General features: G+C 44.5%; 27 protein-coding genes. 21 read left to right on the forward strand and 6 right to left on the reverse strand.

Annotated features, from left to right (window positions below; translation table 11 throughout):
- Positions 1–4: 4 nt before the first annotated feature.
- Complete coding sequence (locus ACJA3J_RS09505; protein WP_089652784.1) at positions 5–484, reverse strand: YugN family protein; 480 nt, start codon at positions 482–484, stop codon at positions 5–7.
- Between the two features lie 206 nt (positions 485–690).
- Here ACJA3J_RS09505 and ACJA3J_RS09510 point away from each other — a divergent pair, with 206 nt between their 5' ends.
- The 4 genes from ACJA3J_RS09510 (at position 691) to ACJA3J_RS09525 (ending at position 3,217) form a co-directional block, all read left to right on the forward strand.
- Positions 691–1,119: a CBS domain-containing protein gene (locus tag ACJA3J_RS09510; protein WP_089652785.1), complete on the forward strand. Its 429-nt coding sequence runs from the start codon at positions 691–693 to the stop codon at positions 1,117–1,119.
- A gap of 132 nt (positions 1,120–1,251) precedes the next feature.
- The gene (locus tag ACJA3J_RS09515) at positions 1,252–2,268 is read left to right on the forward strand and encodes a CAP domain-containing protein (protein WP_167356077.1); all 1,017 of its coding nucleotides are present in this window, start codon (positions 1,252–1,254) and stop codon (positions 2,266–2,268) included.
- Between the two features lie 59 nt (positions 2,269–2,327).
- On the forward strand, positions 2,328–2,693 hold the full coding sequence (gene ylbD / locus ACJA3J_RS09520) for a spore coat protein YlbD (protein WP_089652787.1): 366 nt from the start codon (positions 2,328–2,330) through the stop codon (positions 2,691–2,693).
- An 80-nt stretch (positions 2,694–2,773) separates the two neighbouring features.
- Positions 2,774–3,217 (forward strand): YlbF family regulator, encoded by a 444-nt coding sequence (locus ACJA3J_RS09525; RefSeq protein WP_089652788.1) that lies wholly within the window; start codon positions 2,774–2,776, stop codon positions 3,215–3,217.
- Here the strand turns inward: ACJA3J_RS09525 and ACJA3J_RS09530 are convergent.
- Positions 3,214–3,543: a hypothetical protein gene (locus tag ACJA3J_RS09530; RefSeq protein WP_089652789.1), complete on the reverse strand. Its 330-nt coding sequence runs from the start codon at positions 3,541–3,543 to the stop codon at positions 3,214–3,216. The two genes, ACJA3J_RS09525 and ACJA3J_RS09530, sit on opposite strands and share 4 nt — an antisense overlap.
- 87 nt (positions 3,544–3,630) lie before the next feature.
- Here ACJA3J_RS09530 and ACJA3J_RS09535 point away from each other — a divergent pair, with 87 nt between their 5' ends.
- Entirely contained in the window at positions 3,631–3,909 is a 279-nt protein-coding gene (locus tag ACJA3J_RS09535; RefSeq protein WP_181898701.1) for a YlbG family protein, read from the forward strand.
- A 73-nt stretch (positions 3,910–3,982) separates the two neighbouring features.
- Here ACJA3J_RS09535 and ACJA3J_RS09540 read toward each other — a convergent pair whose 3' ends face one another.
- A complete protein-coding gene (locus ACJA3J_RS09540; RefSeq protein WP_115894811.1) occupies positions 3,983–4,372 on the reverse strand; it encodes a methylthioribose kinase in 390 nt (129 codons plus the stop codon).
- Positions 4,373–5,092: 720 nt separating this feature from the next.
- On the opposite strand from ACJA3J_RS09540, the gene ACJA3J_RS09545 reads away from it, so the two are divergent.
- The 3 genes from ACJA3J_RS09545 (at position 5,093) to coaD (ending at position 7,955) form a co-directional block, all read left to right on the forward strand.
- On the forward strand, positions 5,093–6,439 hold the full coding sequence (locus ACJA3J_RS09545) for a hypothetical protein (RefSeq protein WP_406946141.1): 1,347 nt from the start codon (positions 5,093–5,095) through the stop codon (positions 6,437–6,439).
- Positions 6,440–6,893: 454 nt separating this feature from the next.
- On the forward strand, positions 6,894–7,466 hold the full coding sequence (gene rsmD, locus ACJA3J_RS09550) for a 16S rRNA (guanine(966)-N(2))-methyltransferase RsmD (RefSeq protein WP_406946142.1): 573 nt from the start codon (positions 6,894–6,896) through the stop codon (positions 7,464–7,466).
- Positions 7,467–7,478: 12 nt separating this feature from the next.
- Entirely contained in the window at positions 7,479–7,955 is a 477-nt protein-coding gene (coaD, locus tag ACJA3J_RS09555) for a pantetheine-phosphate adenylyltransferase (RefSeq protein ID WP_089652792.1), read from the forward strand.
- 26 nt (positions 7,956–7,981) lie between these two features.
- Here coaD and ylbJ read toward each other — a convergent pair whose 3' ends face one another.
- Entirely contained in the window at positions 7,982–9,193 is a 1,212-nt protein-coding gene (gene ylbJ / locus ACJA3J_RS09560) for a sporulation integral membrane protein YlbJ (RefSeq protein ID WP_089652793.1), read from the reverse strand.
- A 149-nt stretch (positions 9,194–9,342) separates the two neighbouring features.
- Between ylbJ and ACJA3J_RS09565 the strand changes: the two genes are divergently transcribed.
- Complete coding sequence (locus tag ACJA3J_RS09565) at positions 9,343–10,140, forward strand: patatin-like phospholipase family protein (RefSeq protein WP_115894812.1); 798 nt, start codon at positions 9,343–9,345, stop codon at positions 10,138–10,140.
- Positions 10,137–11,168 carry a SepM family pheromone-processing serine protease gene (locus ACJA3J_RS09570; RefSeq protein ID WP_089652795.1) on the forward strand — a complete coding sequence of 344 codons (1,032 nt, stop codon included), beginning with the start codon at positions 10,137–10,139 and terminating at the stop codon, positions 11,166–11,168. Before ACJA3J_RS09565 ends, ACJA3J_RS09570 begins: the two co-directional genes overlap by 4 nt.
- A gap of 144 nt (positions 11,169–11,312) precedes the next feature.
- Here the strand turns inward: ACJA3J_RS09570 and ACJA3J_RS09575 are convergent, their stop codons facing one another.
- Positions 11,313–12,527 carry a nucleotidyltransferase gene (locus ACJA3J_RS09575; RefSeq protein ID WP_406946143.1) on the reverse strand — a complete coding sequence of 405 codons (1,215 nt, stop codon included), beginning with the start codon at positions 12,525–12,527 and terminating at the stop codon, positions 11,313–11,315.
- 205 nt (positions 12,528–12,732) lie between these two features.
- Between ACJA3J_RS09575 and ACJA3J_RS09580 the strand changes: the two genes are divergently transcribed.
- The 4 genes from ACJA3J_RS09580 (at position 12,733) to ACJA3J_RS09595 (ending at position 15,453) form a co-directional block, all read left to right on the forward strand.
- Positions 12,733–13,254: a YceD family protein gene (locus ACJA3J_RS09580; protein WP_406946144.1), complete on the forward strand. Its 522-nt coding sequence runs from the start codon at positions 12,733–12,735 to the stop codon at positions 13,252–13,254.
- Positions 13,255–13,301: 47 nt separating this feature from the next.
- On the forward strand, positions 13,302–13,475 hold the full coding sequence (rpmF, locus tag ACJA3J_RS09585; protein WP_035505553.1) for a 50S ribosomal protein L32: 174 nt from the start codon (positions 13,302–13,304) through the stop codon (positions 13,473–13,475).
- A gap of 675 nt (positions 13,476–14,150) precedes the next feature.
- On the forward strand, positions 14,151–14,906 hold the full coding sequence (locus ACJA3J_RS09590) for an enoyl-CoA hydratase/isomerase family protein (RefSeq protein WP_089652798.1): 756 nt from the start codon (positions 14,151–14,153) through the stop codon (positions 14,904–14,906).
- A 64-nt stretch (positions 14,907–14,970) separates the two neighbouring features.
- Positions 14,971–15,453 (forward strand): RsfA family transcriptional regulator, encoded by a 483-nt coding sequence (locus tag ACJA3J_RS09595; RefSeq protein WP_089652799.1) that lies wholly within the window; start codon positions 14,971–14,973, stop codon positions 15,451–15,453.
- Between the two features lie 83 nt (positions 15,454–15,536).
- On the opposite strand, the gene ACJA3J_RS09600 is transcribed toward ACJA3J_RS09595, so the two are convergent.
- Positions 15,537–16,022, reverse strand: a complete 486-nt coding sequence (locus ACJA3J_RS09600; RefSeq protein ID WP_089652800.1) for an N-acetyltransferase — start codon at positions 16,020–16,022, stop codon at positions 15,537–15,539.
- A gap of 159 nt (positions 16,023–16,181) precedes the next feature.
- Here ACJA3J_RS09600 and ACJA3J_RS09605 point away from each other — a divergent pair, with 159 nt between their 5' ends.
- From ACJA3J_RS09605 to ACJA3J_RS09635, 7 genes are all read left to right on the forward strand, one after another.
- Complete coding sequence (locus ACJA3J_RS09605) at positions 16,182–17,063, forward strand: ketopantoate reductase family protein (protein WP_089652801.1); 882 nt, start codon at positions 16,182–16,184, stop codon at positions 17,061–17,063.
- Entirely contained in the window at positions 17,060–17,443 is a 384-nt protein-coding gene (locus tag ACJA3J_RS09610) for a DUF3397 domain-containing protein (RefSeq protein ID WP_089652802.1), read from the forward strand. The genes ACJA3J_RS09605 and ACJA3J_RS09610 overlap by 4 nt, the downstream gene beginning before the upstream one ends.
- Positions 17,444–18,261: 818 nt before the next feature.
- Positions 18,262–19,887, forward strand: coding sequence for a bacillithiol biosynthesis cysteine-adding enzyme BshC (bshC, locus tag ACJA3J_RS09615; protein ID WP_406946145.1), 1,626 nt, complete (start codon positions 18,262–18,264; stop codon positions 19,885–19,887).
- A gap of 162 nt (positions 19,888–20,049) precedes the next feature.
- Positions 20,050–20,481, forward strand: a complete 432-nt coding sequence (gene mraZ, locus ACJA3J_RS09620; RefSeq protein WP_089652804.1) for a division/cell wall cluster transcriptional repressor MraZ — start codon at positions 20,050–20,052, stop codon at positions 20,479–20,481.
- Positions 20,482–20,502: 21 nt separating this feature from the next.
- Complete coding sequence (gene rsmH, locus ACJA3J_RS09625) at positions 20,503–21,483, forward strand: 16S rRNA (cytosine(1402)-N(4))-methyltransferase RsmH (RefSeq protein WP_406946146.1); 981 nt, start codon at positions 20,503–20,505, stop codon at positions 21,481–21,483.
- On the forward strand, positions 21,480–21,851 hold the full coding sequence (gene ftsL / locus ACJA3J_RS09630) for a cell division protein FtsL (protein WP_089652806.1): 372 nt from the start codon (positions 21,480–21,482) through the stop codon (positions 21,849–21,851). Before rsmH ends, ftsL begins: the two co-directional genes overlap by 4 nt.
- A 17-nt stretch (positions 21,852–21,868) precedes the next feature.
- Positions 21,869–24,007, forward strand: coding sequence for a penicillin-binding protein (locus tag ACJA3J_RS09635; RefSeq protein ID WP_089652807.1), 2,139 nt, complete (start codon positions 21,869–21,871; stop codon positions 24,005–24,007).
- Positions 24,008–24,050: the final 43 nt, after the last annotated feature.

Raw genomic sequence — 24,050 nt, forward strand, 5'->3', positions numbered from 1 at the left:
ATGATTATATACGGCGATCGGAATCCGAGGATAGTTCTTCGACTTTTTTAAGAACTTCCTGGTTTTCATTCTCTTCCGCCCATTTTTTCAGCTTGTCCAATACCACATGTTCGGGAACTTGGCTGTGGTATTTTTTCGCAGGTTCACTCACTTTGGAAACCAATGATTTCGCTTTGGAAATGATGCTGTCTGTAAACCCTTCCTGGTGGCCATATTCTACACCGTGCGGGTAATAGTGGCGGCCTAGAAGCGGTTTCATCAAACGGACAACAGCATCGCCTTTATCTACATCCCCTTCAAGTGCAAATCCCTGGATGCGGATATAATAGGTAATATTTTTTTCTGGTGCGGGAATTTTATAATCGTATGTGACACGCTCATAATCCCAGGATCCTCCGAGGATGAATCCATTTCTTTCCATGATTTCTGTCAATGGCTTGTAGTCAACGACGAGACCTTCAATCCCAGTACCTTCTAATTTCATTTGTTCCACCTCGCAATTGTTATGTATCTTACCTCATTTTAGTATGAAAAGGTAATGCTTGCAATTGGCATGACAAACGTCCTGCCATATGTTTAATATCTGTGATTACGTTCTCATTATACTATAAAAGGAAACCGGATGCATGTAATAAATTCGGTAAAACGGGGACAATAAACATTGATCATGATTAATGAGGAGGATCTTTCATGAAAAGTGTAAAAGATATCATGACAAGCGATGTCTCCATCTGTCATACGAATGACCAGTTGAGTGACGCAGCTTCTATGATGAAAGAAAAGAATGTCGGAGCTATTCCTGTCTGTGACGATCAAGGCAACCTTATGGGTATGGTGACAGACCGTGACCTAGTCATTCGTGGGTATGCAGCGAAAAAACCTGATTCTACACCGATTCAACAAGTGATGAGTGATCGTATGTACAGCTGTACACCTGATTGTTCACTAGAAGAGGCAAGCAGAATCATGGCCGAGCACCAGGTACGTCGTTTACCTGTTGTTGAAAACGGGAAACTATCCGGCATCATTTCTCTTGGTGACTTATCGACAGAAGAAATGTCCGACCATGCAGCAGGTGTTGCATTGCAGGATATCTCGGAGCGTCCTGAGCTTCACTAATTACACGGGCCTGCTTCTATGGGAGCAGGCTCTTTTTGTTTTAAGAAAAGGCTCAATCATCTCTTTCTAATCATAGCCTCCAACCGATCCGCTTATACATAAAATAAAATGGTCTTTAATGAGGAGTCCGATATGATAAAAAAATCCGTGATCTTATGTTTGGTTATTCTTTTTTTCGCCGGTTTGATCCTTCTGTTCAATCCTCCTTTAGAAGAACAGGTTGTCGAAGAGTATTCAGAACCTACCATAGAAACCGTTGGCCAACCCCAGTCTGAAAATGAAGCGGACTTTTTCTCTTTTCGTGGGTTATCCTCTGACGAATTAACGGAGGAAATGGGGGAACCGCTCAGGAAAGATCCTAGTGAATATGGATACGACTGGTGGGTTTATGGCTCTGAAGAGGAGGTCGAGATGCAATTTGGGATTCAGGACAGACAAGTAGTCACAGGGGTTCTTTTTAAGAAGGACGTGGGGCCCGTTCGTGTTCATGATGCTTACGAAGAGGTTGCTGAATCCTATTCCTTTGAATCGTCCTATCGTCTGGATAGTGAAGGAGCTTATACACTGAAGCTGACAGAAAGGGATATCGCTGAAAGACCTGTGATTTCTTTAGGGGATCGCTGGACCGCGCAGTTATATTTTGACAACGTGACCAAAGAAATTTTTGCGATTCGGATGTTGAGGAATGATATCCTTCTGAAGCACCAACCCTACAAAGTCGTCTATCGTGGTACCCTTCCTCTTCAAGAGGTCTTGGACGAGAAGGCATGGGGCAAAATCGAAGATGGAATGGAAGCGCAAATCCTATCCATTACAAATGGCGTCCGTGCTCTCCATGATGCCGGTCCTCTTTTGGAGCACGAAGAAGCCTCTTTCGTCGCCTACGCACATAGCCGGGATATGGATCAAAACAATTATTTTTCTCACTATTCCCAGAATGGAGACGGTTTGAAGGAGCGTCTGGGGGAGATTTTATATGTGCGAGCCGGGGAAAACATTGCTTCCCAATATGTAGATGCCACCGCAGCGGTCCATGGCTGGTTGAACAGTCCAGGGCACAGAAAAGCCCTGCTTGATCCTCATTACACACACCTTGGTGTCGGCGTTCACGGGCGGTATTATACACAGAATTTCTTGACTGTCCCATGAACGCCCGTTTCTTTTCTGCATAGGCTATACTGTAGTTCTTACAGTGAGGTGTAAAAGGTATGAGTACAAATGAATTGCACCCGAGCGTCCAGCAGTTCAAAGCCTTTGTCAACAAACACCCGAAAGTGAAGGGACAGTTGAGGAAAAATCATAAATTGATTCAAAGTTATTACGAGAAGTATATGATCCTCGGCGAAGATGACCCTTTTTGGGATTCCCTGCCATCTGCGAAAAAGGAAAGTTCTACAGCGAAGATGGACTGGATCAAACAGCTGGGTGGCCTGATGGAAGAAATCAATTGGGAAGAGGTTTCAAGACAAATCGATGAACTGAACGGAGCGATTGGGCAATTTCAGCAGCTGATCACTAACGTCAAGAAAGAATCAGGCAAAAATCAGAAGGAAATGGAATACCCTTATTACTAAAATCAGGCAGGTGGAAAAGATCTTTCATTTCCATCTGCTTTCCTATTTGATAAGATAGAAGATGGAGGTGGACATGTACTATGCTAGCTACAATGGAAATTGTCGATCTGCTGGACCACTCTGAATCGATTGGGCAGATGGTCTTGCATTCAGAGACCATGCAAGAATACCAGGAGGCTAAGACAGCTCTTGAAAATGATAAAGAGGCGCAAAGGCTCATTAAAAACTTTGCAGATATGAAAGAGCATTACGAGGATGTGCAGCGTTTCGGCCGTTATCATCCCGATTACAATACCATCATGAAAAAAGTCCGCTCTGTAAAAAGAGAGATGGATATGCATGAGACGGTAGCCCACTTCAAAAAAGCTGAACGCAATATCCAGAAGCTTCTGGATGAAATCAGCGAAAGTGTAGCCTTTAGTGTAAGTGAGCAAATCAAAGTGCCGAAAAACGGCATGGCGCTTACCGACACAGGTTGCAGTGGAGGATGTGGAAGCGGCGGCAGCTGTGGCTGCGCTTCTTAAGGATCAGTAAAACGAATACAGTCGTCGCATAAGTTCCCACAGCAGAACATTTTCCGCTGGGGAACTAAAAAGCGGACACGATAAATATAGAGCGCCTGATTCTTGCGTACATAGCTCATCGCAAGGGTCAGGCGTTTTCCTTTCATCGCTTTTGAGGCACACCACTTTAAAATTTCTTCCACATCTTTTTGTGTTGTCCCTTCTTCCGGTTGCAAATAGACGAAAGGGATTCCAGCGACCTTTTTGAAAAATACATGAGTAATTTCGTCTGATTTCTGTAAAAGCTCTTCAAAAACAAGGGATGCCCGTTCATGGTCTGTAAGCATGAACACCAACCTCCTCATTGCCGTAAGCTGGGATATTTGGTAAACTGACGTTAATCTATTATGTTCGATGGGGAGTAGAGTCAAACAATGATCCGAACAAAACGACAAGGACTAATTGTATATTTTCAACATATGAAAAACATTAGACAGATTAAGAAACATGGTCATCTGATTCACGCATCCAAGAAAATGAAGTATGCCTTATTGTATGTGAACCAGGAAGATATCGAGTATAAAATGGAAAAGCTCGAACGCTTACCATTCGTTTCCCGTGTTGTTCCTTCCTATAAACCCGAAGTTCGCACGGAATACGAAGGGGCGAAGCCTGACAAAGCCAAACAGTATGATTATAAGATGGGCATCTGATTGCACCAAAAAAAAGCGTCCGCTTCTTCAGCGGACGCTTTTTTGATGTTGGCGGGTTCATGATTGCGATGTCTCAGCTTAATGGGGCGATGAATTTATTCATTCGAAGAATTCCAATTAAATGCTGATAAAAAAGCTCTGTTTCAGGAAAAAGGTTGGAAGGTTTGATGGTGAATTCCGCGATTTCTTTTCCTGCCTGCTCGACCATTTCTTTATACATCTCAAAGCGTTGATTCGGCTTTTCATGAGGGTTGGGGATGCCTTCCCTGCAAATATAGATCGGTTGGAATTTATCGTTATGTGCAGGCTTCATCACTAAAGATAAAGAAGCGACCGGCTCGCCATTTTTTTCGCTATAGAAAGCGATGGCATGCTGAATGCGTTCAGGCATCCGTGTCCCGAGGTCGATTAGTTCATAAATATCCGCATACCCTTCGCCAAGTTCGATGAATTTTTGTATCATAGATATGTACATCCTTTCTAATCAGCTCTGATACTCATTGATTATTAGTTATTAAAGTATATGGCAGTATTGTTGAAGACTTGATTTCGAGACTTTTCGGGGTTCGTTTGCCGTGTTGAGCATTAGGGGTGGCTGGGAAGCTACTCGCTTTCCTGTGGGGGAGTGGCAAGCTTCCTCGGACTTCGTCCTGCGGGATCTCGCCTATCTCCTTTCTCCCACGGGAGTCTCGCAGCTTCCCAACCACCCCATTCCATGAAGATGAGAAACGAACCCCTTTACTGTGGGAGGGTGCCTTCCACTATCCTGGTGTTATAAGCATAAAGCGCTCTATAACAAGCTTTCCGCATGCAGAATAGCGCCCTTGGGAGTTCCCTTCCCTTCCCCTCCCATTGCCATGTGCATAAAAGCAGCTTATTCCGGAAGTGATATCGAGATACTTATATGGCAAAGGGGCGGAGGGGAATGGCGAGACTCCTGCGGGAAAAAAGTGCTTGGTGAGACCCCACAGGACGCAGTCCGAGGAGGCTCACCGCGCTCCCGCGGAAAGCGAGCTATTCCCCGCAGCCCCCATCCACTCAACAAAAGTCTCGAAACTGAGTCTTTCACAATCGGAGCTTTTCTGGAATAAACATTGAGAGATAACAGAACAATCTATTAAACAATCAAATTAAAGGTAGCACGAAAGCTTGTGCATGTAAATTGGAAAAGGAGGGGAGCAGGATGAAGCGCTTATGGATTCCGCTCACTTTACTTCTCAGTGTGTCCACCCTTTTGCTCCTTTATCAGTGGGACCAAGCAGAAGCGGGTAGCGGAAAAGTCAGTAAGTCTCAACATCTGGACGTTTCCATGACTGTCAAAAAGAATGAGTTGCAGTTTGGTTATACATATGAACATTTAAAACCAGGAATTTACACGCTTGAGATCCCGGAAAAAGCAACAGGAATCGTGTGTTCACAAAAAGAGTCGCCCTGTCGCATAACCAACCAAGAAACTCCCGAAATGATCTTGGAGAAGGAAGGGAAAGTTCTTGTGGATTATACAATACGGATGCCTGAAAACGAGGTCATCAACGACTGGCTCCTTGTGGTGAAGAAAGAGGATCGTGTGGTGCAGCCACCCTTTTCATTAACGATACAGGATTATGATGAGATGAAAGACCCATGGCTTGTTCCTACCGCTAAGAAAAGTGATATCCAAATGGAAAACCTGCGTTATTACAAGTTTTCTTCCATGGATGAATCAGTGCCTCTCACAAGAAAAGGCGAAGCCTCCTTATGGAAGAGAGGAAATAGTATAGTTACATATGAAGCAGGAACAGAGCTTTCGGATGCAGTCAAACAGGAGTTACAAAGCTTTCTGAAGGGGACGGGTCCTGTTTTGATTCAGCTTGATCAATCCGATACGAAAATTTCTGACAACCTTATGAGGGTTGAAGGAAGAGATGTGAAGGAGTTGCAAGCGGAATATATTGTGGAACACTTGAGAAAAGCCACCACAGAAGAAGATCCTTGGGAGTTAAAGATCGTCAAAGATGTTTTTACAAAGAAGAAAACAACGATGGCGAATGAAATAGCAGCCTCGCTATCAGAGGAAGAGCTCATGTTGTGGAAAAAACGTCTGCTGCAAGCTGAAAATATCAAAGATTTAGGATCACACCTTGATGAAGCATTATCCAGCGTATTTGGAGCAGAAACGTCCTATTTCCAAAACTATGAGGCCCCTGTAAAAGATAACCTTTACTTTGTTGAAGATCGATATGTCTTTTATCATGATCAGCTTGTCACAGAACGCATCGTTCATTATCATGGAGCGCCTTATCTTTCGTTACCCGATATCAGTCGTGTGCTGGATTATAACCTTACGGAAATTGAGAAAAATGCGGTCTATCGTTTAGAGGTTCCCGGAAAGGAATATCGTTTTTATGTCGATCAATCGACGTTTATCGTCAATAAAGAGAGCTTCGGGATGGGAGAGGAACTATTGATCATGGTAGAAGATTCTCCTTATATAAAAAGGCAGGATCTTCAGGGGTTATTGGATATAAACCTTACGACCAGTCCGAAATAAAGGCAAAAAAATAGGGCCGCCCATTACGGGCGACCCCGCTTTTCTGAATCATCAGAGATGAAACAAAAAAGTAAAGGGAGAGGAGAAACCGGAGGAAGAGCTTATGGGGATGTAAGCCTTCTCCGTTTTCAGAAGCAGTATCATCCGCTTCAAGTGCTAGTATGTACGTTGCTGAACCACCTTATTCACTTGAAATAAAAAAATGTGCAAAATTTATGGCTGAATGATCTTCCAGCCAGCTCCACTGCAAGGCTCGGCTTATGCTTATCGTGTCTTCCAGGGCACTTCCAAACCCTGTCCCATCCAGCTACAGCCCCTCGAGGTCTTAAGCTCAAATGTTCCGTGAAAAAGGACGCTTCACTGCACATTTGTTCTTAAGCTTGTCAGGTCTCCCAGCCCCTCTCCACACCCTATACTTCCCTGCGACGTCTGTTTTGTGGTAGGATTATGGGGAATGCTGACAAGTGAGGTGTACAGGATGCGAGTGATTGCTGGTGAATTTAAGGGACGTCCGTTGAAATCTGTCCCTACACATAAAACCAGACCGACGACAGATAAGGTGAAGGAAGCGGTCTTTCATGGAATCGGCCCTTTTTTCGAGGGCGGTAAAGCTCTGGATTTGTTTGCTGGGAGCGGTGGTCTCGGGATCGAAGCTTTGAGCCGTGGCGTGGATTCTTGTGTGTTCGTCGATCAACAGCAAAAAGCGATCCAAACCATTTATGAAAATATAAAAACGCTCGACATTAATGAGCGCACAGAAGTTTTCAAAACCGATGCCATGCGCGCGATCAAGGCGGCTGGTAAACGGGGATTGACGTTCGATTATATTTTCCTCGATCCACCCTATAAGAAGTTTTCTTATCAGGACTTAATGGAAGCGCTTTTAGAATTTGAATTGGTCGGTGAACATGCGACCATCGTTTGTGAACACGATGCTTCAGAAAAAATACCTGAAGAAGTGGGGCGTCTGAAACGTATGAAAACCGATCATTATGGAAGTAATATCGGTGTATCGATTTTTGAGTAAGGAGAGAAGGGTATGACACGTATTGCGATTTGCCCGGGAAGTTTCGATCCCGTTACATATGGACATTTGGATATTATCCGAAGAGGGGCCAAAGTCTTTGACCACGTGATTGTGGCGGTCTTTAACAATCAGAGTAAATCTCCTCTATTTGATGTGAACGAACGCACGAAATTGTTGGAAGAAGTAACAAAGGATATCGACAATGTGTCAGTGGATGCCTGCAGTGGCCTTTTGATGGATTATGCAGAGGAAAAAGGAGCGCATGCCATCATTCGAGGTTTGAGGGCTGTGAGTGATTTTGAATATGAAATGCAAATCACTTCCATGAACCGGAAGCTGAATGAAGATATTGAAACGTTTTTCGTGATGACAAACAATCAATACTCTTTCTTGAGTTCAAGCATTGTCAAAGAGGTGGCGAAATACCGAGCGAACATCAGTGACCTTGTACCGCCCCCTGTAGAAAAAGCTCTTTCGGAAAAATTTTAAGGAAGTTAAAAAACGATCTCTACGGATTAAATACGTAGGGATCGTTTTTTCATTTTACGCTCACTGTTCCATTTGACCGCGATCATGAGCATGATCATGAGCAAAGTAATCGGCGGTCCATAATGGTTGAAAAATGCGAGAATGGGGGTGGTAAAGTTTTCATTAGGATTCCAGATTGGCATGCTCTGCTGTTGAAAAGGACGGTAAACGAAATACAACACATAAATCAGTCCTGCCGCAACAAAACCATGGGCAATCCTTGCCAGTGCATATGGTTTGAATCGAATATCCGTCTCAGCGAGGATGCTTGCGATTTGCGCCTGAATCGAAAACCCGTGAAAACCGAGAATAAAGCTTACGATCAAAAGCTGAGCGAGCAATGGTTCATGTGTTTCGGTAATCGCACCGATGCCTGTCGTCAATTCCAGCATGCCTGCTGTAAAAGGAACATGGAAAGTTTCTGGGAGTCCTGTATAAAAGAGCAGGTGCGAAAAAATATGAATAGCTCCCGTTTGCTTCAACAATTCTGTAAGGACGGAAAAAAGCATAATAAAACCACCGACCATAAGAAGCGTGTCCACAGATCGCGTGACCGCATCCCCCATCAATTTCCCCAGCGTCCGGCCATCCTCCAGCCGGGATTGGTGCATTTTACTGAAAGCATCTTTCCATGAAGAATAAGCCCTGTCCATGCTTCGTTCCTGATCATTTCTCTTATAAAAGCGCATGCCGATGCCCACTAGAAAATTCCCGCCGTAATGGGCGATGGCAATGAGAATGCCAAGGCTTGCATCGTGAAAGAATCCTACTGCGATCGCTCCGAAAATGAATAGCGGGCTGGAAGCGTTTGTGAAAGCAACGAGTCTCTCTGCTTCTACACGGCTCACTTGTCCTTTTTTACGAAGGTCCGCGGTCCATTTTGCACCAGAGGGATAGCCGCTTGCCATGCCCATCACCCAAACGAACCCGCCACATCCGGGGACATTGAACAATGGTCTCATGAACCGTTCACTAAGGGCACCGAGTCCGTGGACAACACCGAATCCGATTAAAAATTCTGCGGTTATAAAAAATGGTAGAAGGGAAGGGAAGACGATTTCCCACCAAAGATCAAGGCCCCTGAGACTAGCGGACAGGGCATCTCGTGGATATAAAATCAAGGAAACCGCAAGCGCCGAAGCGAGCAGCGTCAATGCGGCGGTTTTCAATTTGGAAATCGAGAACGCCTCCTTAGACATGGCTGTTTTCTGTACTTCTCATCATAGGAATAGTAGAATGGGAATAGATTTCGACGCGTGCTCACAGGTTGTCTATATTCCATGTGTACGCTCATAAGGGAATGGTTTATTCCATAAAATAAACCACATGGATGAAGGAGGAATGACGAGTGGCGAGACCAAAGATCGGTTTGGCTTTAGGTTCTGGAGGGGCGCGTGGTTTTGCACACTTGGGTGTTCTGAAGGTCCTTCGTGAACATGATATTCCCGTTGATTTCATTGCAGGGAGCAGCATGGGAGCGCTCGTTGGCTCTTTTTTTGCTGCCGGACAAAGAATTGAAGATATGTATAAACTCGCCTTTACGTTTAAACGGAAGTATTATTTGGATTTCACTGTCCCCAAAATGGGATTTGTACAAGGGAAAAGAATCAAGGAATACATCCGGCTTTTCACGTTCGGAAAGAACATCGAGGATTTTCAAACGCCGATGTCCATTGTCGCAACGGATTTGTATGCCGGAGAGAAAAAAATCTTTACGACAGGTCCTGCAAGTGAAGCGGTCCGAGCAAGCATTGCGATTCCCGGGATTTTCGTTCCTGAAAAAATCGACGACCGTCTTTATATTGATGGAGGGGTCATTGATCGTGTGCCTGTCTCTGTGGTGAAAGATATGGGGGCAGCATTCATTATTGCAGTGGATTGTGCGCATTTTGATTCCGATCCAAACATTAATTCCATCTATGATGTGATCACACAGAGCATTGATATTATGCAGGATGAATTAGTTACAGCTATTGGTGTCTCCTCTGATGCGGATGTGATGATCAAGCCGGATGTATCCAAGTTCAGCTCCCGGGCTTTTACGAAGATCCAGGAAATTGTAGAGGCGGGGGAGAAAGCAGCGGAAGATCGCATAGAAGAAATAAAGAAAAAGCTCGCTGCGTGGAAGGAGTCAAATGACGAATGAAAGCAAATCGTAGACTGATCATCACCGGAATTATAACTGTACTTATCGTGGCATTCCTGGGGGCCTTCCGCCTCCCTTATTATATTTATAAGCCGGGAACAGCGGATGCATTGAATGACATTGTCGAAGTCGAGGGCGGCTTCGACAGTGAAGGGGAGATGCATCTTGTAACCGTCCGTGGGGGACAAGCGACACCCATCCAATGGGTACTCGCCCAGGTCCGTCCATTCCATCAAATCTACCCATTAGAAGATATTCGGCCGGAAGGGGTGTCGGAGGAAGAGTATTTTCATGCCCAGCTGCAAATGATGGAATCTTCTCAAGAAGCTTCGAAAGTCGTCGCCTATCAAGCAGCCGGCAAAGAAATTGACATCAACTACGAAGGAGTTTATGTCATGAACGTGATCGAAGGCATGCCGGCGGAAGAGATTTTAGAAACGGGCGATCAGATTGTGAAGGTCGATGGTCAGGACATTCAAGAGACGAGCGACCTGATCGACTATGTGAGTAACAAGGGGGAAGGGGATTCTGTGATGCTCACCATTGTGAGAGATGAGGAGACAATCGAACGGGAACTTGAACTGGCTCCTTTCCCTGATAACCCTGACAAAGTCGGTGTCGGTATTTCGCTTGTTACCGACCGAACAGTGGACGTGAATCCAAAGGTGAACGTCAAAAGTGGTGAAATCGGAGGACCGAGTGCCGGACTGATGTTTTCGCTGGAAATTTATGATCAATTGACAGAACCGGATATCACAAAAGGTTATGAAATTGCAGGTACCGGTGAAATCAACTATGAAGGACAGGTAGGCAGAATCGGAGGCATTGATAAAAAAGTGGTGGCCGCTTCCGATCACGGTGCCGAAGTTTTCTTTGCTCCGAATGAAGAGGGAAGAGAAGGATCCAACTATCAAATCGCCAAAGAAACGGCGGAAGAAATCGATACCGATATGAAAGTCGTACCTGTGGATACGTTCCAAGATGCGTTAGATTATCTGCAAGACTTAGAGCCGAAGCAGGAAGCATAAGAAAACAGCCGTTCCAATGAGGGAGCGGCTGTTTTTAACATTGTTTAGAGAGTATAAACTACTATCCAGTAGCCTTCCGCTGTGAAATCATCTCTAAGCTCCTTGACACTCGCGTCCTTAGAGATCTTAAGGGTGTTGTCCCGCTTATGAATGGATGACAGGAGGGCCGTATTCTCGCTTCAATTGATCCACTCTACGCTCAGGGGTTAAGACACTGTAATAGGCGGTAGCGGCTCTTGCTTCCAAATCCAACATTTCATGATCGAGCTGCTGGGGTTGAGTAATGAGTGGTATGGAGGTTTCTTTTTTCACGGCGCGTAAATATTTTTTTCCGGTTTCCGACATACCAAGGATCCTTGCGTAAGGAGGCGGGGTTTCTCTTAAAAAAACACGGGCCTCTTGTTTGTCCGTTCCTACTAGGATGTGGGCAAGAGTTCGCTGGAGACGTGTCCATGTGTACCTCTTCGTTTTCAATGAAGAAATAAACTGATGGAATGTTGTAGCTTCTTTGATGGTCCTTTTCAAACGATATTCCAAACCTTCATCGACCCCATGGAAACAGCGAAGGGTACTTTCCTCCATCGTCATGATCTTGTATTGAAGCAAGTGGAAATAAGCTTCCCAGTCGTGCCATATGCCATGGTTATTTTTATACTGATGTAAGACCTCGACCGTGGAAGGGGGAAGCGACTGTTCTGCCTTTTCTGTCATGCCTTTTTCTTCGAGCAATTCTTTTCGGATACTTGTAGCACTTGCAATCTTTCCATGGATTTCTTCATCATGGTAGTGATTATTTTTCCGTAATACGGTCAGTGGTTCGATATCAGGAGCATAAGTAAGAAGTTGTTTCACGTAACTATAACCAAGGATGTTGTTCGGTTGAGTGAGATCGATGGAACCCGAGGGGAAAGCAATGGATTCATATCCAAGGCGGGAAGCCTCTGGATAGGAGTATCCTTCATTCAAATACCTTCTCACGGTCACATCATACTCTTCCTGGTGTTTGTTCATATGCTCAAAGGCCTCTGTGAACGCAGTGATCCTGCCGTTTTCACTACCGAAACAAATGCTGTCCACCCCGACTTCCGCAAGCGTCTGGATGGCTCCCTGGCTGAAATAATCGCTATGTTGAACCGCATAAAGGAAAGGGAGCTCGATTACAAGGTCCGCACCACCATGGAGCGCGGCTTTTGTTCGATACCATTTATCGATAATGGCAGGCTCTCCACGTTGTAAAAAGTTCCCGCTCATGATGGCGATCATACAATCGGCTTCTGCATGTTTTTTCGATTCTTCCAAATGATAAAGATGTCCATTATGAAAAGGATTATATTCAACAACTACTCCACATGATTTCACAAAAGATCCTCCCATCCGATTCTTTACTATTGAACAAGTGTTTGGTTTATTTTATCATGATACTATGGAAATTTCGCATTCCTGACCATGAAATATGAGAATCTTACTAAAACCGCACGAGAATAAGGATATGCTGTAAAGAAAAAATATTGACAAATCAGCGAAATCCTTTTACAATAACTCTTGTTGCCATGAGGTGATAACTATGAAATTTCCTCTACAAAAACTCAAGCAGACAGGTGATGAGCCGTTCTACTTTGAGGATGACGTAGATATTCGCGAATTAGAACAACTGAACAATGACATTCGCAGGATTTCCCCTGTTCATGTCGAAGGTCAAGCAATGACTCGAGGAAATGATATAACGGTAACTTTTTCGATTGATGGAGAAATGGTGTTGCCTTGTGCCCGAACGCTGGTTGATGTGACTTATCCATTTCACATTGATGCTCTGGAGGCATTTAATCTGTCACCTTACCATACAGAAGAAGATGACTCTGAAGTTCATTCCGTGAATGGAGAAGTGCTTGACTTAACGCCTTATATCAAGGAAAATGTACAGTTGGAGATTCCGACTCGCGTTTTTTCCAATGATGATGAGGCTCATGAAGCAGCCCCCCAGGAAGGGAAGGGCTGGCAGGTGGTTACAGAGGAACCTGAGGAAAAGAAAGTGGATCCTCGAATGGCTAAACTGCAATCATTATTAAATGAAGAAGAGAACGAGTAAAACAATATGTTATGGTTCTCAGAAATCCCTTAAAGGAGGTGTACAACATGGCAGTACCTAAGCGTAAAACGTCTAAGAAAGTCAAAAACCAACGTCGTACTCACAAGAAACTTCACGCACCAGGAATGGTTCAGTGTGATAACTGTGGCGAGTACTCAAAACCACACCATGTTTGCAAATCTTGTGGACAATATAATGGAAAACAAGTGGTGAACGACTAAGTTCATCAAAAAAAGGCCTGACACCAGTCAGGTCTTTTTTTATGTCCAAAAACTCTTCCAATACCGCTCCCTTTTCTGGAAGAATCAGTTTCGAGATAACTGGGGTTCGTTTGCCGTATTCAGAGTCAGGGGTGGTTGGGAAGCTACTCGCTTTCCTGTGGGGGAGCGCCGAGCTTCCTCGGACTGCGTCCTGCGGGATCTCGCCTATCTCCTTCTCCCACGGGAGTCTCGCAGCTTCCCAACCACCCCATTCCATGCAGGAGAGAAACGCCCCCTTTCCGATGAAAGGATATCTTCCACTATCCTAGCGTTATAAGCACACAGCGCTCTACAGCAAGCTTTAGCATCCAGAATAGAGAATAGCGTCCATGAGAGTTACTATCACTCCACTTTCCCTGTGCGTAAAATGGGCTCATTGCGGAGGTGGTTTCGAGACACCGGTATGGTAAAGGGGCGGAGGGGAATGGCGAGACTCCTGCGGGAAAAGAGTGCTAGGTGAGACCCCGCAGGACGGAGTCCGAGGAGGCTCAACGCGCTCCCGCGGAAAGCGAGTCATTCCCCGCAGCCCCATCCACTTACACAAAAGTCTCGAAAATGAGTCTTCCACAATCCTGCCATATAGTTGAACAAATTTTATAGATTTCTGGTACATTAGTATTGGAAGGGGTGGAGAGAGTGTCACAATTAATTCTAGTAGAGAAAAAAGAGGGGTATGCGGTTTTAACCTTGAACCGACCAGAAAAGATGAATGCGATTTCCAAACAAATGACGGAAGAATTTTATCAAGCGGTCATAGAGTTGAAGAAAGAAAACCTGAAATTTCTTGTCGTCACAGGTGCAGGGGATCGCGCTTTTTGCGCAGGAGGAGACTTGCGTGAACTTCACGGGGAAATGAATGCTGAACAAGCTTACGCGACGCTGCATCCGATGAAAGAAGTGCTGTATGAGCTAGCAACTTTTCCGGTCCCTACGATTGCCGTATTAAATGGACAAGCAAGGGGCGGTGGGTGTGAAATTGCAACAGCGTGTGATTTTAGATATGGAACAGAGAGCGCTTCTTTTGGCTTCGTCCAAGCCAATTTAGGCATAATTCCTGGATGGGGGGGAGGTACACTTCTATACCAGCGGGTGAAAAGTGACATAGCTGCTCATTGGTTGATGGATGCTGATATGTACACAGCAAAGCAAGTCTATCGAATTGGTTGGTTACATAAGATGATTACAGTAAACTGGGGAGAAGATATTTTCTCATCTTTTCTTAACAAAACTCCTGAACAAATGAAAATTTTTAAGCGGCAGTATATGGAGCACATGGATTTACAAACGCTCTCTGAACGTATGGATCGTGAGGTCAGGCAATGCTCCCTGTTATGGGAATCGGATGAGCATAAAGAAGCGGTTCGAAACTTTGAAGCTAAGAGAAAAAGATGAGAAATGCGATTCTATCAATCATTCCTCCTGCATAACTATAAGCAAACGATAGAGGAGGGATGCTATGGATGCCCCAAGACAAGATGCCTGGAAGGACGAGGAAGATCTGTTATTGGCAACAACGGTTTTGAAGCACATTCGTGAAGGGAAGACCCAGCTGGAAGCCTTCCAGGAAGTGGCTGAACAATTGCACAGAACACCTGCTGCATGTGGGTTCAGATGGAATGCGACTGTAAGGAAAGAATACCAGAAAGAAATCCAGGATGCTAAAAACAGCCGTAAAGCCACACGGACGATTTATTCATCCTCTAAGTCTTCTGACGATACACCGATGTCTTTGGATGCCGCCATCTCGTTTCTGAAAGAGATGAAAACAAAGCAGTTCGAAGATTATGGGAAAGAAAATTTAGAGACCCAATTGAAAAAGCTCAATGAAGATAATGAGAAGCTTAGAGAAGAATTGAAGCAGTGGGAAGCGGCGTGGAATGAAATGGATAAACTTGTCCATTGGGTAAGAGAAAAAAGAAAAAGTGAGAGTGGTGTTTGAACGATTGTTTCTCCAGCCATTCATATCATTTACCATCATAAACAAAGGCCCCTACAACATTGTGTAGCGGCCTCATTCATATTTTATGCGTTTACGTCTCTTTCTTCCACGCCTGAAGGCATCCAAATCAGTGGGTTCTCTCCAAGGTCACGTTCTACGTCATAATGAGCTTTCTGAAAGCCCATTTTCTCCCAAAATCCATGAGAATTGATTCTAGGATTCGTTTTAATCGGCAAATCAAAACTTTTAGCGAATTCTACGAGCGCTTTTCCATAACCCAGCCCACGGTAATCCGGCAGGACCTCAAGCTTCCACAGTTCCAGATAGTCTTGGGAAGGATCAAAATAATGGTCATACTTCGCTTTGACTCGATATAAACTCATGCGCGCAACTAAAGCGCTTCCATAATACACTCCGTAAAATGGCGACTCACTGTCGTTTTCCACGATATTGCTCTCTAAGTCCTCGAGCATTGCAAGTTCCTGGTTCCCATATTCTTTGAACCGCTTAAACTCCTCAAGTGTCTTATAGTTCACTAATAAAGGTTGAACTCTTGTTTTCGTCATCATGAAAGAATCCCCTTTCAAATATCTGTCTATACCCTTATTATAATATAAAAATTTTCAGAATGAAATGAATAATAATACATTGGACAAGAATCGACTGCAATATCGTTTCGGAATCTGCTACAATAGTGAAGCAGATTTGTACGAAATGAGGAGATAGTCATGAGAATTGGAATCATAGGGGCAGGTTCCATAGGATTATTGGCAGGGGCCTATTTAGGTAAACATCACGAAGTGCATATGTTTGTCAAACATGAACAACAAAGAAAAACACTTGAGGCGGAAGGCATCATCTGCGAACAATTTACAGAACCTGTGCCCGTTTATGCCCACCTTGTTACACAAATGAGTGAAGGTTACGACTTATGGGTGGTGACCATCAAACAACATGCGATGGATGGTTTTCTCGAACAAGACCTTCCAGGTGACGCCCCCTATTTATTCCTTCAAAACGGGATGGGGCATTTGGAAAAACTATCACAATCCGGTTTGAAAAGTTGTGTCGGTGTCATAGAACATGGAGCACTGGCTAAAGGTCCGAACGAAGTCGATCATAGAGGAATGGGGAATATTCAAATAGCTGTCTATAAAAGGATGGATCCCACTCATGGACAAGCCCTTTCAAAGGAATTACATACCGCACATTTTCCAGTCTTTTTTAAAGAACAATATGAGCCTATGTTAAAGAGCAAATTAATCATAAATACGGTAATCAACCCTCTTACTGCACTATTCTCTCAACAGAACCGTTCTATCCTCACGAACCCATCCATAAACGAACTGGCCCGCTTGTTGTGCGAAGAAGCTTGCTCCGTTCTAGGCCTTTCCTTTTCTGAAGAATGGAAGCGAGTGAAGGAAATAGCCGAAACAACAGGAAAAAATCATTCCTCGATGTTGAAGGACATTACAGAAAATAGGTTGACAGAAGTGGACAGCATTAGTGGTTACATCCTTGATTATGGTAAAAAGCCACTTCCTTACCATCACTTCGTCGTGCATGCGATTCATGCACTCGAATATGAAAGGGGTGTTCGAAAAAGATGAGTGATCTGATTGTCTATACGGTTGCTTTTCTGGTTACTCTGCCTCTTCCTTTCTTAGTAATTTTCTATCTATGTGCAAGAAAATGGAGCAAACATAAGTTAAAGGCCCTGCACCGCACAGCGAACTATACCGCGCCTATTTTTATTATGTCGGTCCATGTCCTGCTTGTCGTCTTGTTTGACCGAAGCTTTCTACCTTTCATTATTGTCTTCCTTTTGATCCTCTTAGGAATGTCGATGGTCGCGCAATATAGAATAAACGAAGAAGTCCGCCTCTTCCGCGCACTCAAAGGATTCTGGCGCGTGAGTTTTCTTTTGTTCATCCTTTTCTATATGGGGTTGAGCACATTTGGTCTTGTAACAAGAGTCTTCTTCAGCTAGCGCATGAAAAGGGCTTTTACATGAATTCTTTAGTCCGACATAAAATAATAGAAGGAAACAATAAGCACAGCCCAAGTCAAAAAGGCTGTGCTTACCCATGTAAAAGTCTCTTTCGTATGGTAAATTTCATTATTAGTTATTAAAGTATATGGCAGGATTGTGGAAGACTCGATTTCGGGATGTTTCGGGGTTCGTTGCTCGAGTTGAGCGTCAGGGGTGGCTGGGAAGCTACTCGCTTTCCTGTGGGGGAGTGTCGAGCTTCCTCGGACTACGTCCTGCGGGATCTCGCCTATCTCCTTTCTCCCACGGGAGTCTCGCAGCTTCCCAACCACCCCATTCGATATACGTGAGAAACGAACCCCTTCACTAAGGAAAGATGCCTTCCACTATCCTGGTGTGATAAGCATAAAGCGCTCTATGCCAAGCCTACCGTATGCAGAATAGCTGCGCTTGGGAGTTGATTCTCCTCCAATTACCATGTGCATAAAAGCAACTTATTCCGGAAGTGGTTTCGAGACACTTATATGGTAAAGGGGCGGAGGGGAATTGAGGAGACTCCTGCGGGAAATAAGTGCATGGTGAGACCCCGCAGAGCGAAGCTCGAGGAGGCTCACCGCGCTCCCGCGGAAAGCGAGCTATTCCCCGCAGCCCTATCCACACTACAAACATCTCGAAACCGAGTCTAACTGAGTAGGTAGCTTATATTGAATTTACAGGTTTCAAACAGATAATGTGAAGTCTGTAGTGGTTTTTTGTACAATACAATAGGATACATAATTAAACCATGTAACTATTGCCTATAAAGGAGTCGTATAAAGATGCGTATCGAACCGATTGAACTTGAACCGAAACAAACGTTGTTTCGTGACTATAAAAACGATTATGAAAAAATAGCTGATCGGTTTAACCACCACCCGTTTGAAGAATCTACTTGGGAGCGTCGGTTATCTGAAATAAGGAATCAAACGTATCAAAGGGCTGAGCTTTCTGATGTGCTGAATCATATGAATAGAAGGTGGGAGGCTCCTGAGCGGACGTTTAACAATATTGAAAAGTTGAAAGATGAAGAAAGTGTCGTCGTCATCGCTGGACAACAAGCTGGCTTGCTTACAGGTCCGCTTTATTCCGTGCATAAAATCATTTCCGTTTTGCAGCTTGCGAAGGAAAAGGAAAGAGACCTTGGTAAACCGGTCATCCCTGTTTTTTGGATTGCTGGGGAGGATCATGATTTTGATGAGATTCACCATATCATGATGAAACAGGGAAACGGCATGGAAAAGATGACCATCGATCATACCCCTGAGACAAAAGCTTCCGTTTCTGAGATCACCATCGATCAGCAAAAAGCTTCGTCCTGGTTGAAGGATGTTTTCGGAATGGTTAAGGAAACAGAGCACACGCATGACTTTTATAAAGAAGTGGAAAGGTTGCTGAAAGAATCCGACACGTACAGCGACTTTTTTGCCAAAGTGGTTTATCATCTTTTTCCTGATGAAGGACTCGTGTTAATCGATGCTCACGACCCAGAAGTCCGCCGGCTTGAAACTCCGTACTTCAGCACGATGATTGAAAAAAATAGAGAAATGGCCAGTGGTGTGTACGCGGTCTTGCAGAAAAACCGGCAGGAAGGGTATGAGACACTTCTGGATAGTGAGCTTGATGACGCCCATTTATTCTATAGCTTCGAAGGTGAAAGAGTTCTGCTGGTCCGAGATGAAGAAGGGAATTATAGAGGGAAAAACAATGAAGTCGTCCTGACGGAGACAGAGCTTTTGAAGGTTGCCAAAGAGACGCCGGAGCTTCTCAGCAATAATGTGGTGACAAGGCCGTTGATGCAGGAAGCGCTTTTCCCAGTCCTCGCCTTTATCGGAGGTCCGGGAGAAATTAATTACTGGTCTGTTTTAAAGCCGGCTTTTGAAGCGGCGGGGTTATGTATGCCGCCTGTCCTTCCGCGTCTATCCTTTACAATGATTGACAGGAAGACAGGCCAACAGCTGGAAAAATTCCATATTCCTACGGATGAAGTCATCCGATCTGGAGTGAAAGAGAAGAAGATGAATTGGATCGCTTCCCAAAGTACGCCTCAGGTCCACCATCTAACTGAACAGGTGAAGAAAGAAATCGACAGCATTCATGCACCACTTCGTGAAAAATCAGCGTCATTAGGTGCGGATCTCGGTCAACTGGCTGAGAAGAATTTAGAGTATATCCTGGAAAACATCGACTTTTTAGAGAAACGACTGCACCACTCCATGGAATCCCGTCATCAACATGAGATGGATCAGTTTGAAAACATGGAATGGACGCTCCATCCTGGTGGTGGATTGCAAGAGAGGATGTGGAGCATCGTCCCATGGGTGAATGAGTACGGAACGACGGTGTTTCAGCAGATGAACAGACACCATTTGAGCTTTAAAAACGATCATTATGTCGTATATTTGTAGGGTAGGTCCTCCACCATCTCCCACCACAAAAAAATACAATAAAACCCTTTAAAATCTTGCCTTCACGGGCAGGATTTTTTTCATGTGAAGAGAATGATTAAAAAGTAAGTGGAGAAAAGTGGGGCGATGTGGTAAGGTGAAATTAGAAGGTGGGGGAACTCTATGTTCATGGGTGAATTTCAACACAACATTGATACAAAAGGACGGATCATCGTACCCTCGAAATTCCGCCCGGACCTTGGTGACAGCTTTGTCCTCACCCGAGGTTTAGATCAGTGTCTGTTTGCTTATCCTATGAACGAGTGGAAGCTGCTTGAAGAGAAGCTGAAAAAACTCCCCTTAACTAAAAAAGATGCCCGCGCTTTCACCCGCTTTTTCTTCTCTGGAGCTGTTGAATGTGAAGTAGACAAGCAAGGAAGAATCAACATTCCACAACCTCTTAGAAAATATGCATCATTAGAAAAAGAATGTGTCGTCATCGGCGTATCCAATAGGATAGAGTTTTGGAGTCATGATGAATGGGAAAGTTATTTCGAGGCATCGGAAGAGTCCTTCTCTGAGATTGCAGAAAATATGTTGGATTTTGATATCTGATCGATAGAAACGAGTGAAACCATGTTTGAACATTACAGTGTATTAAAAAGTGAAACCATACAACATTTAGATTTGGACCCAGAAGGCATCTATGTCGACTGTACCTTAGGAGGCGGCGGGCACTCTGAAGCGATTGCCAAAGCCTTGGAAGGCAAAGGTCGATTAATATCTTTCGATCAGGATGAGGTTGCCTTGAAAGCTGCAAAAGACCGTCTGGAAGAATACCAGGACCGTATTACTTTCGTTCATGCAAACTTTCGTCAATTGGAAGAGAAATTAGCAGAGCTTGAGGTAACGGAAGTCGATGGTATTATTTATGATCTTGGTGTTTCCAGTCCCCAATTGGATGTAGAAGAGCGAGGGTTCAGCTACCATCAGGATGCTCCGCTCGATATGCGGATGAACCAGGAAGCAGAACTCAGTGCGAAAGAAGTTGTCAATGAGTGGCCTTATGAGGACCTCGTCCGCATCTTTTTCAAATACGGAGAAGAGAAGTTTTCAAAGCAGATTGCAAGAAAAATTGAAGCAGCAAGAGAAGAAAAAACGATTGAAACGACAGGAGAATTGGTTGAACTCATCAAAGGAGGTATACCCGCTCCTGCCAGAAGAAAAGGCGGCCACCCTGGAAAAAGGGTTTTCCAGGCCATCCGTATTGCGGTCAATGATGAACTGGGTGCTTTCCAGGACAGTCTCCATCAGGCAGCAAGAGTGGTGGGGATTGGTGGGCGGATCGCTGTCATCACCTTCCATTCCTTAGAGGATCGTTTATGCAAGCAGGCGTTTAAGAAATGGAGTACAAACCCTCCCTTGCCGAAAAACATCCCGATGATCCCGGAAGATAAACAGCCACCTTTTCAATTGGTCAGCCGAAAGCCTATTGTAGCCGATGAGTCAGAGCTCGAAGAGAATCGTCGTTCACGTTCTGCGAAACTGAGGATTGTCGAGAAAGTCAAACCTTGGAATAAGGAATTCGAATTCAATGAAGGGTGGAAACAAACATGAGTGCTGAACAGATTAGAAAACAGCAGCCTTTACAGCAGCCTGAAAGACAGAAACAGGCCAAAGTAAAGGTACATAAAAAGAAGAAATGGATCAGTACAGGGGAGAAGTTCCTCTATTCGTTTGCAACGACTGCTGTGCTGGCAGCATCGGTGTTTTTAGTGCAGACATCTGCTCAGACAGATTCAATCAACCGTGATATTCGCGGTCTTGAACAAGAGATCCAACAACAGGAGTCCCACAATGAAAACCTTGCTTATCAGGTGAAAGAACTCAGTAACCCGGATCGGATTTTGAGCATTGCCAAAGAAAATGGGTTGAATATCCAAAATGCACAAGTGAAGCAAGCCGGTAAAATCAATAACGAGTAACGGCTGGTGATTACCTCATGAAAAAACGCAACAATAATAAAAGCTCCGCATTTTTGATGATCGTCTTTGCGATTGTATTTTTCATCATTGCGGGGCGTTTCATTTATATCGAGACAGCAGAGACGGTGGAAGGTGTCGATTTACAGAAATGGGCGGAAGATATCCGTACCAGCTCTTATGAAATTGATGCAGACAGAGGTAAAATCTATGACAAAAACGGCATGGTGCTTGCCTATGATCGTCCCACATATCGAATTTATGCCATCGTAGACCCGGAGTATTCGGCTAACCTTGATCCGCCAAGACACGTTACAGACCCGGGTGAAACAGCAGATAAACTTGCTCCACTGCTTGATATGGAAGCAAGTGAAATTAGAAAAACAATTGAAGAAGGCCTGGAGAATGAACGCTTCCAAGTCGAATTCGGTTCCAGTGGACGTTCCATTTCCCAGGAGACGAAAGAAGAAATTGAAGATCTTGAGTTGAACGGGATCCAATTCAAACAAGAGTCGAAACGCTATTACCCGAATGGGAAATTCGCTTCTCATGTCATCGGGTTTGCCCGCAGCCAAGATGGAAACATCAACGGAGTTACAGGCATTGAAAAACAGATGGAAGAACATCTTCAAGAAGAAAAAGGTAAAATCAGTTATGAACGGGACAAGTACGGAACGAAACTGTTAGATCCAAACGAAGTGATGACAGAACCTGAAAACGGAAACGATGTCCATTTGACCATCGACCAGAAAATCCAGACTTTTTTGGAAGATGCACTATCACAGGTGGATGAACAGTATAATCCGGAAAAGATCATGGCAGCGGTCATGGACCCTGATACCGGTGAGATTTTAGCGATGAGTAACCGTCCGAGTTATAACCCGAATGATATTGGTGAGGTTGATAACTGGTATAACGATCTTGTTTCCTACACCTTCGAACCCGGCTCAACGATGAAAATATTCACTTGGGCGGCTGCGATGGAAGAAGGGGTATATAACGGGAGTGATATGTTCAAGTCCGGTACGTATAAAGTACCTGGCAAAACCATAGGGGATCATAACAATTCCGAGGGCTGGGGGATGATTTCTTATGATGAAGGATTTCAACGCTCCTCTAATGTCGCCTCTTCCAAGCTTACCCTTGAGGTTCTTGGACCTACGAAACTACGAAAATATTTGACGGACTTCAATTTTGATGAAAAGACAGGCATTGACCTTCCGAATGAAAAAAATGGTCGTTTTGCATATGATAGAGAAGTGGAACAGGCGACGACTTCGTTTGGACAAGGTTCCACATTCACGGCTATCCAATTGATGACGGCAGCCACTTCAGTCGCCAATGAGGGCAAGATGATGCGCCCTTATATGTTGTCTAAGATTACTTCGAGTGAAACTGGTGAAGTGGTGAAAGAAAACAAACCGGAAGAGATTGGACAGCCGATCTCAGAGAGTACAGCGAAGAAAATGCGTGACCTTATGGGTACAGTCGTCACGTCTGAACAAGGAACCGCGCAATCGTTCAAATTGGATGATTACACGCTCGCAGGTAAAACAGGCACCGCGCAGATGGTTGAGAATGGAAGTTACTTGACCGGTCGGAACAACTACGTTTTCTCCTTCATGGGGATGGCTCCGAAAGAAGATCCTGAACTTCTCATGTACGTCGCTGTGCAGCAGCCGGATCTGGAAGTTACGGAACTAGGGTCTGAACCGGTTTCTTACATTACGAGGACCGTGCTTGAAAACAGTCTCCATTACATGGATATCCAACCGGATAAAGAAGTGGACGAATCGGTTTCACCGTTGACCATTCCAGATGTCATAGGAAAAGGTACTTCTACGGCAAAAGATGAGCTGAAACAAACGTTCTCGAATGTAGAAGTCATTGGAAACGGTGGTGAGGTGACCGCCGTTCTTCCACAACCTGGAACAGAAGTCGTTGACAATCAAAGGATTATGGTCATTACAGACAAACCGACCATGCCTGACTTGACCGGGTATTCAGCGCGGGACGTACACAGACTTGTGAAACATTTCAACCTGAATATCGAGACGATGGGGAACGGCTTTGTTGAAAAACAGAGCATCCCTGAAGGATCCAGCATTAAAGAAGGCGGCTATTTAGTCGTAGAATTAGCTCCTCCGAGAGAGGAGTGACACCATTCCAGGCAGTGTTCTAATCGTTTCTAGATTGCATATA

This window comes from Halobacillus sp. SY10 (genome assembly GCF_045401165.1).
GTDB lineage: Bacteria > Bacillota > Bacilli > Bacillales > Halobacillaceae > Halobacillus > Halobacillus aidingensis.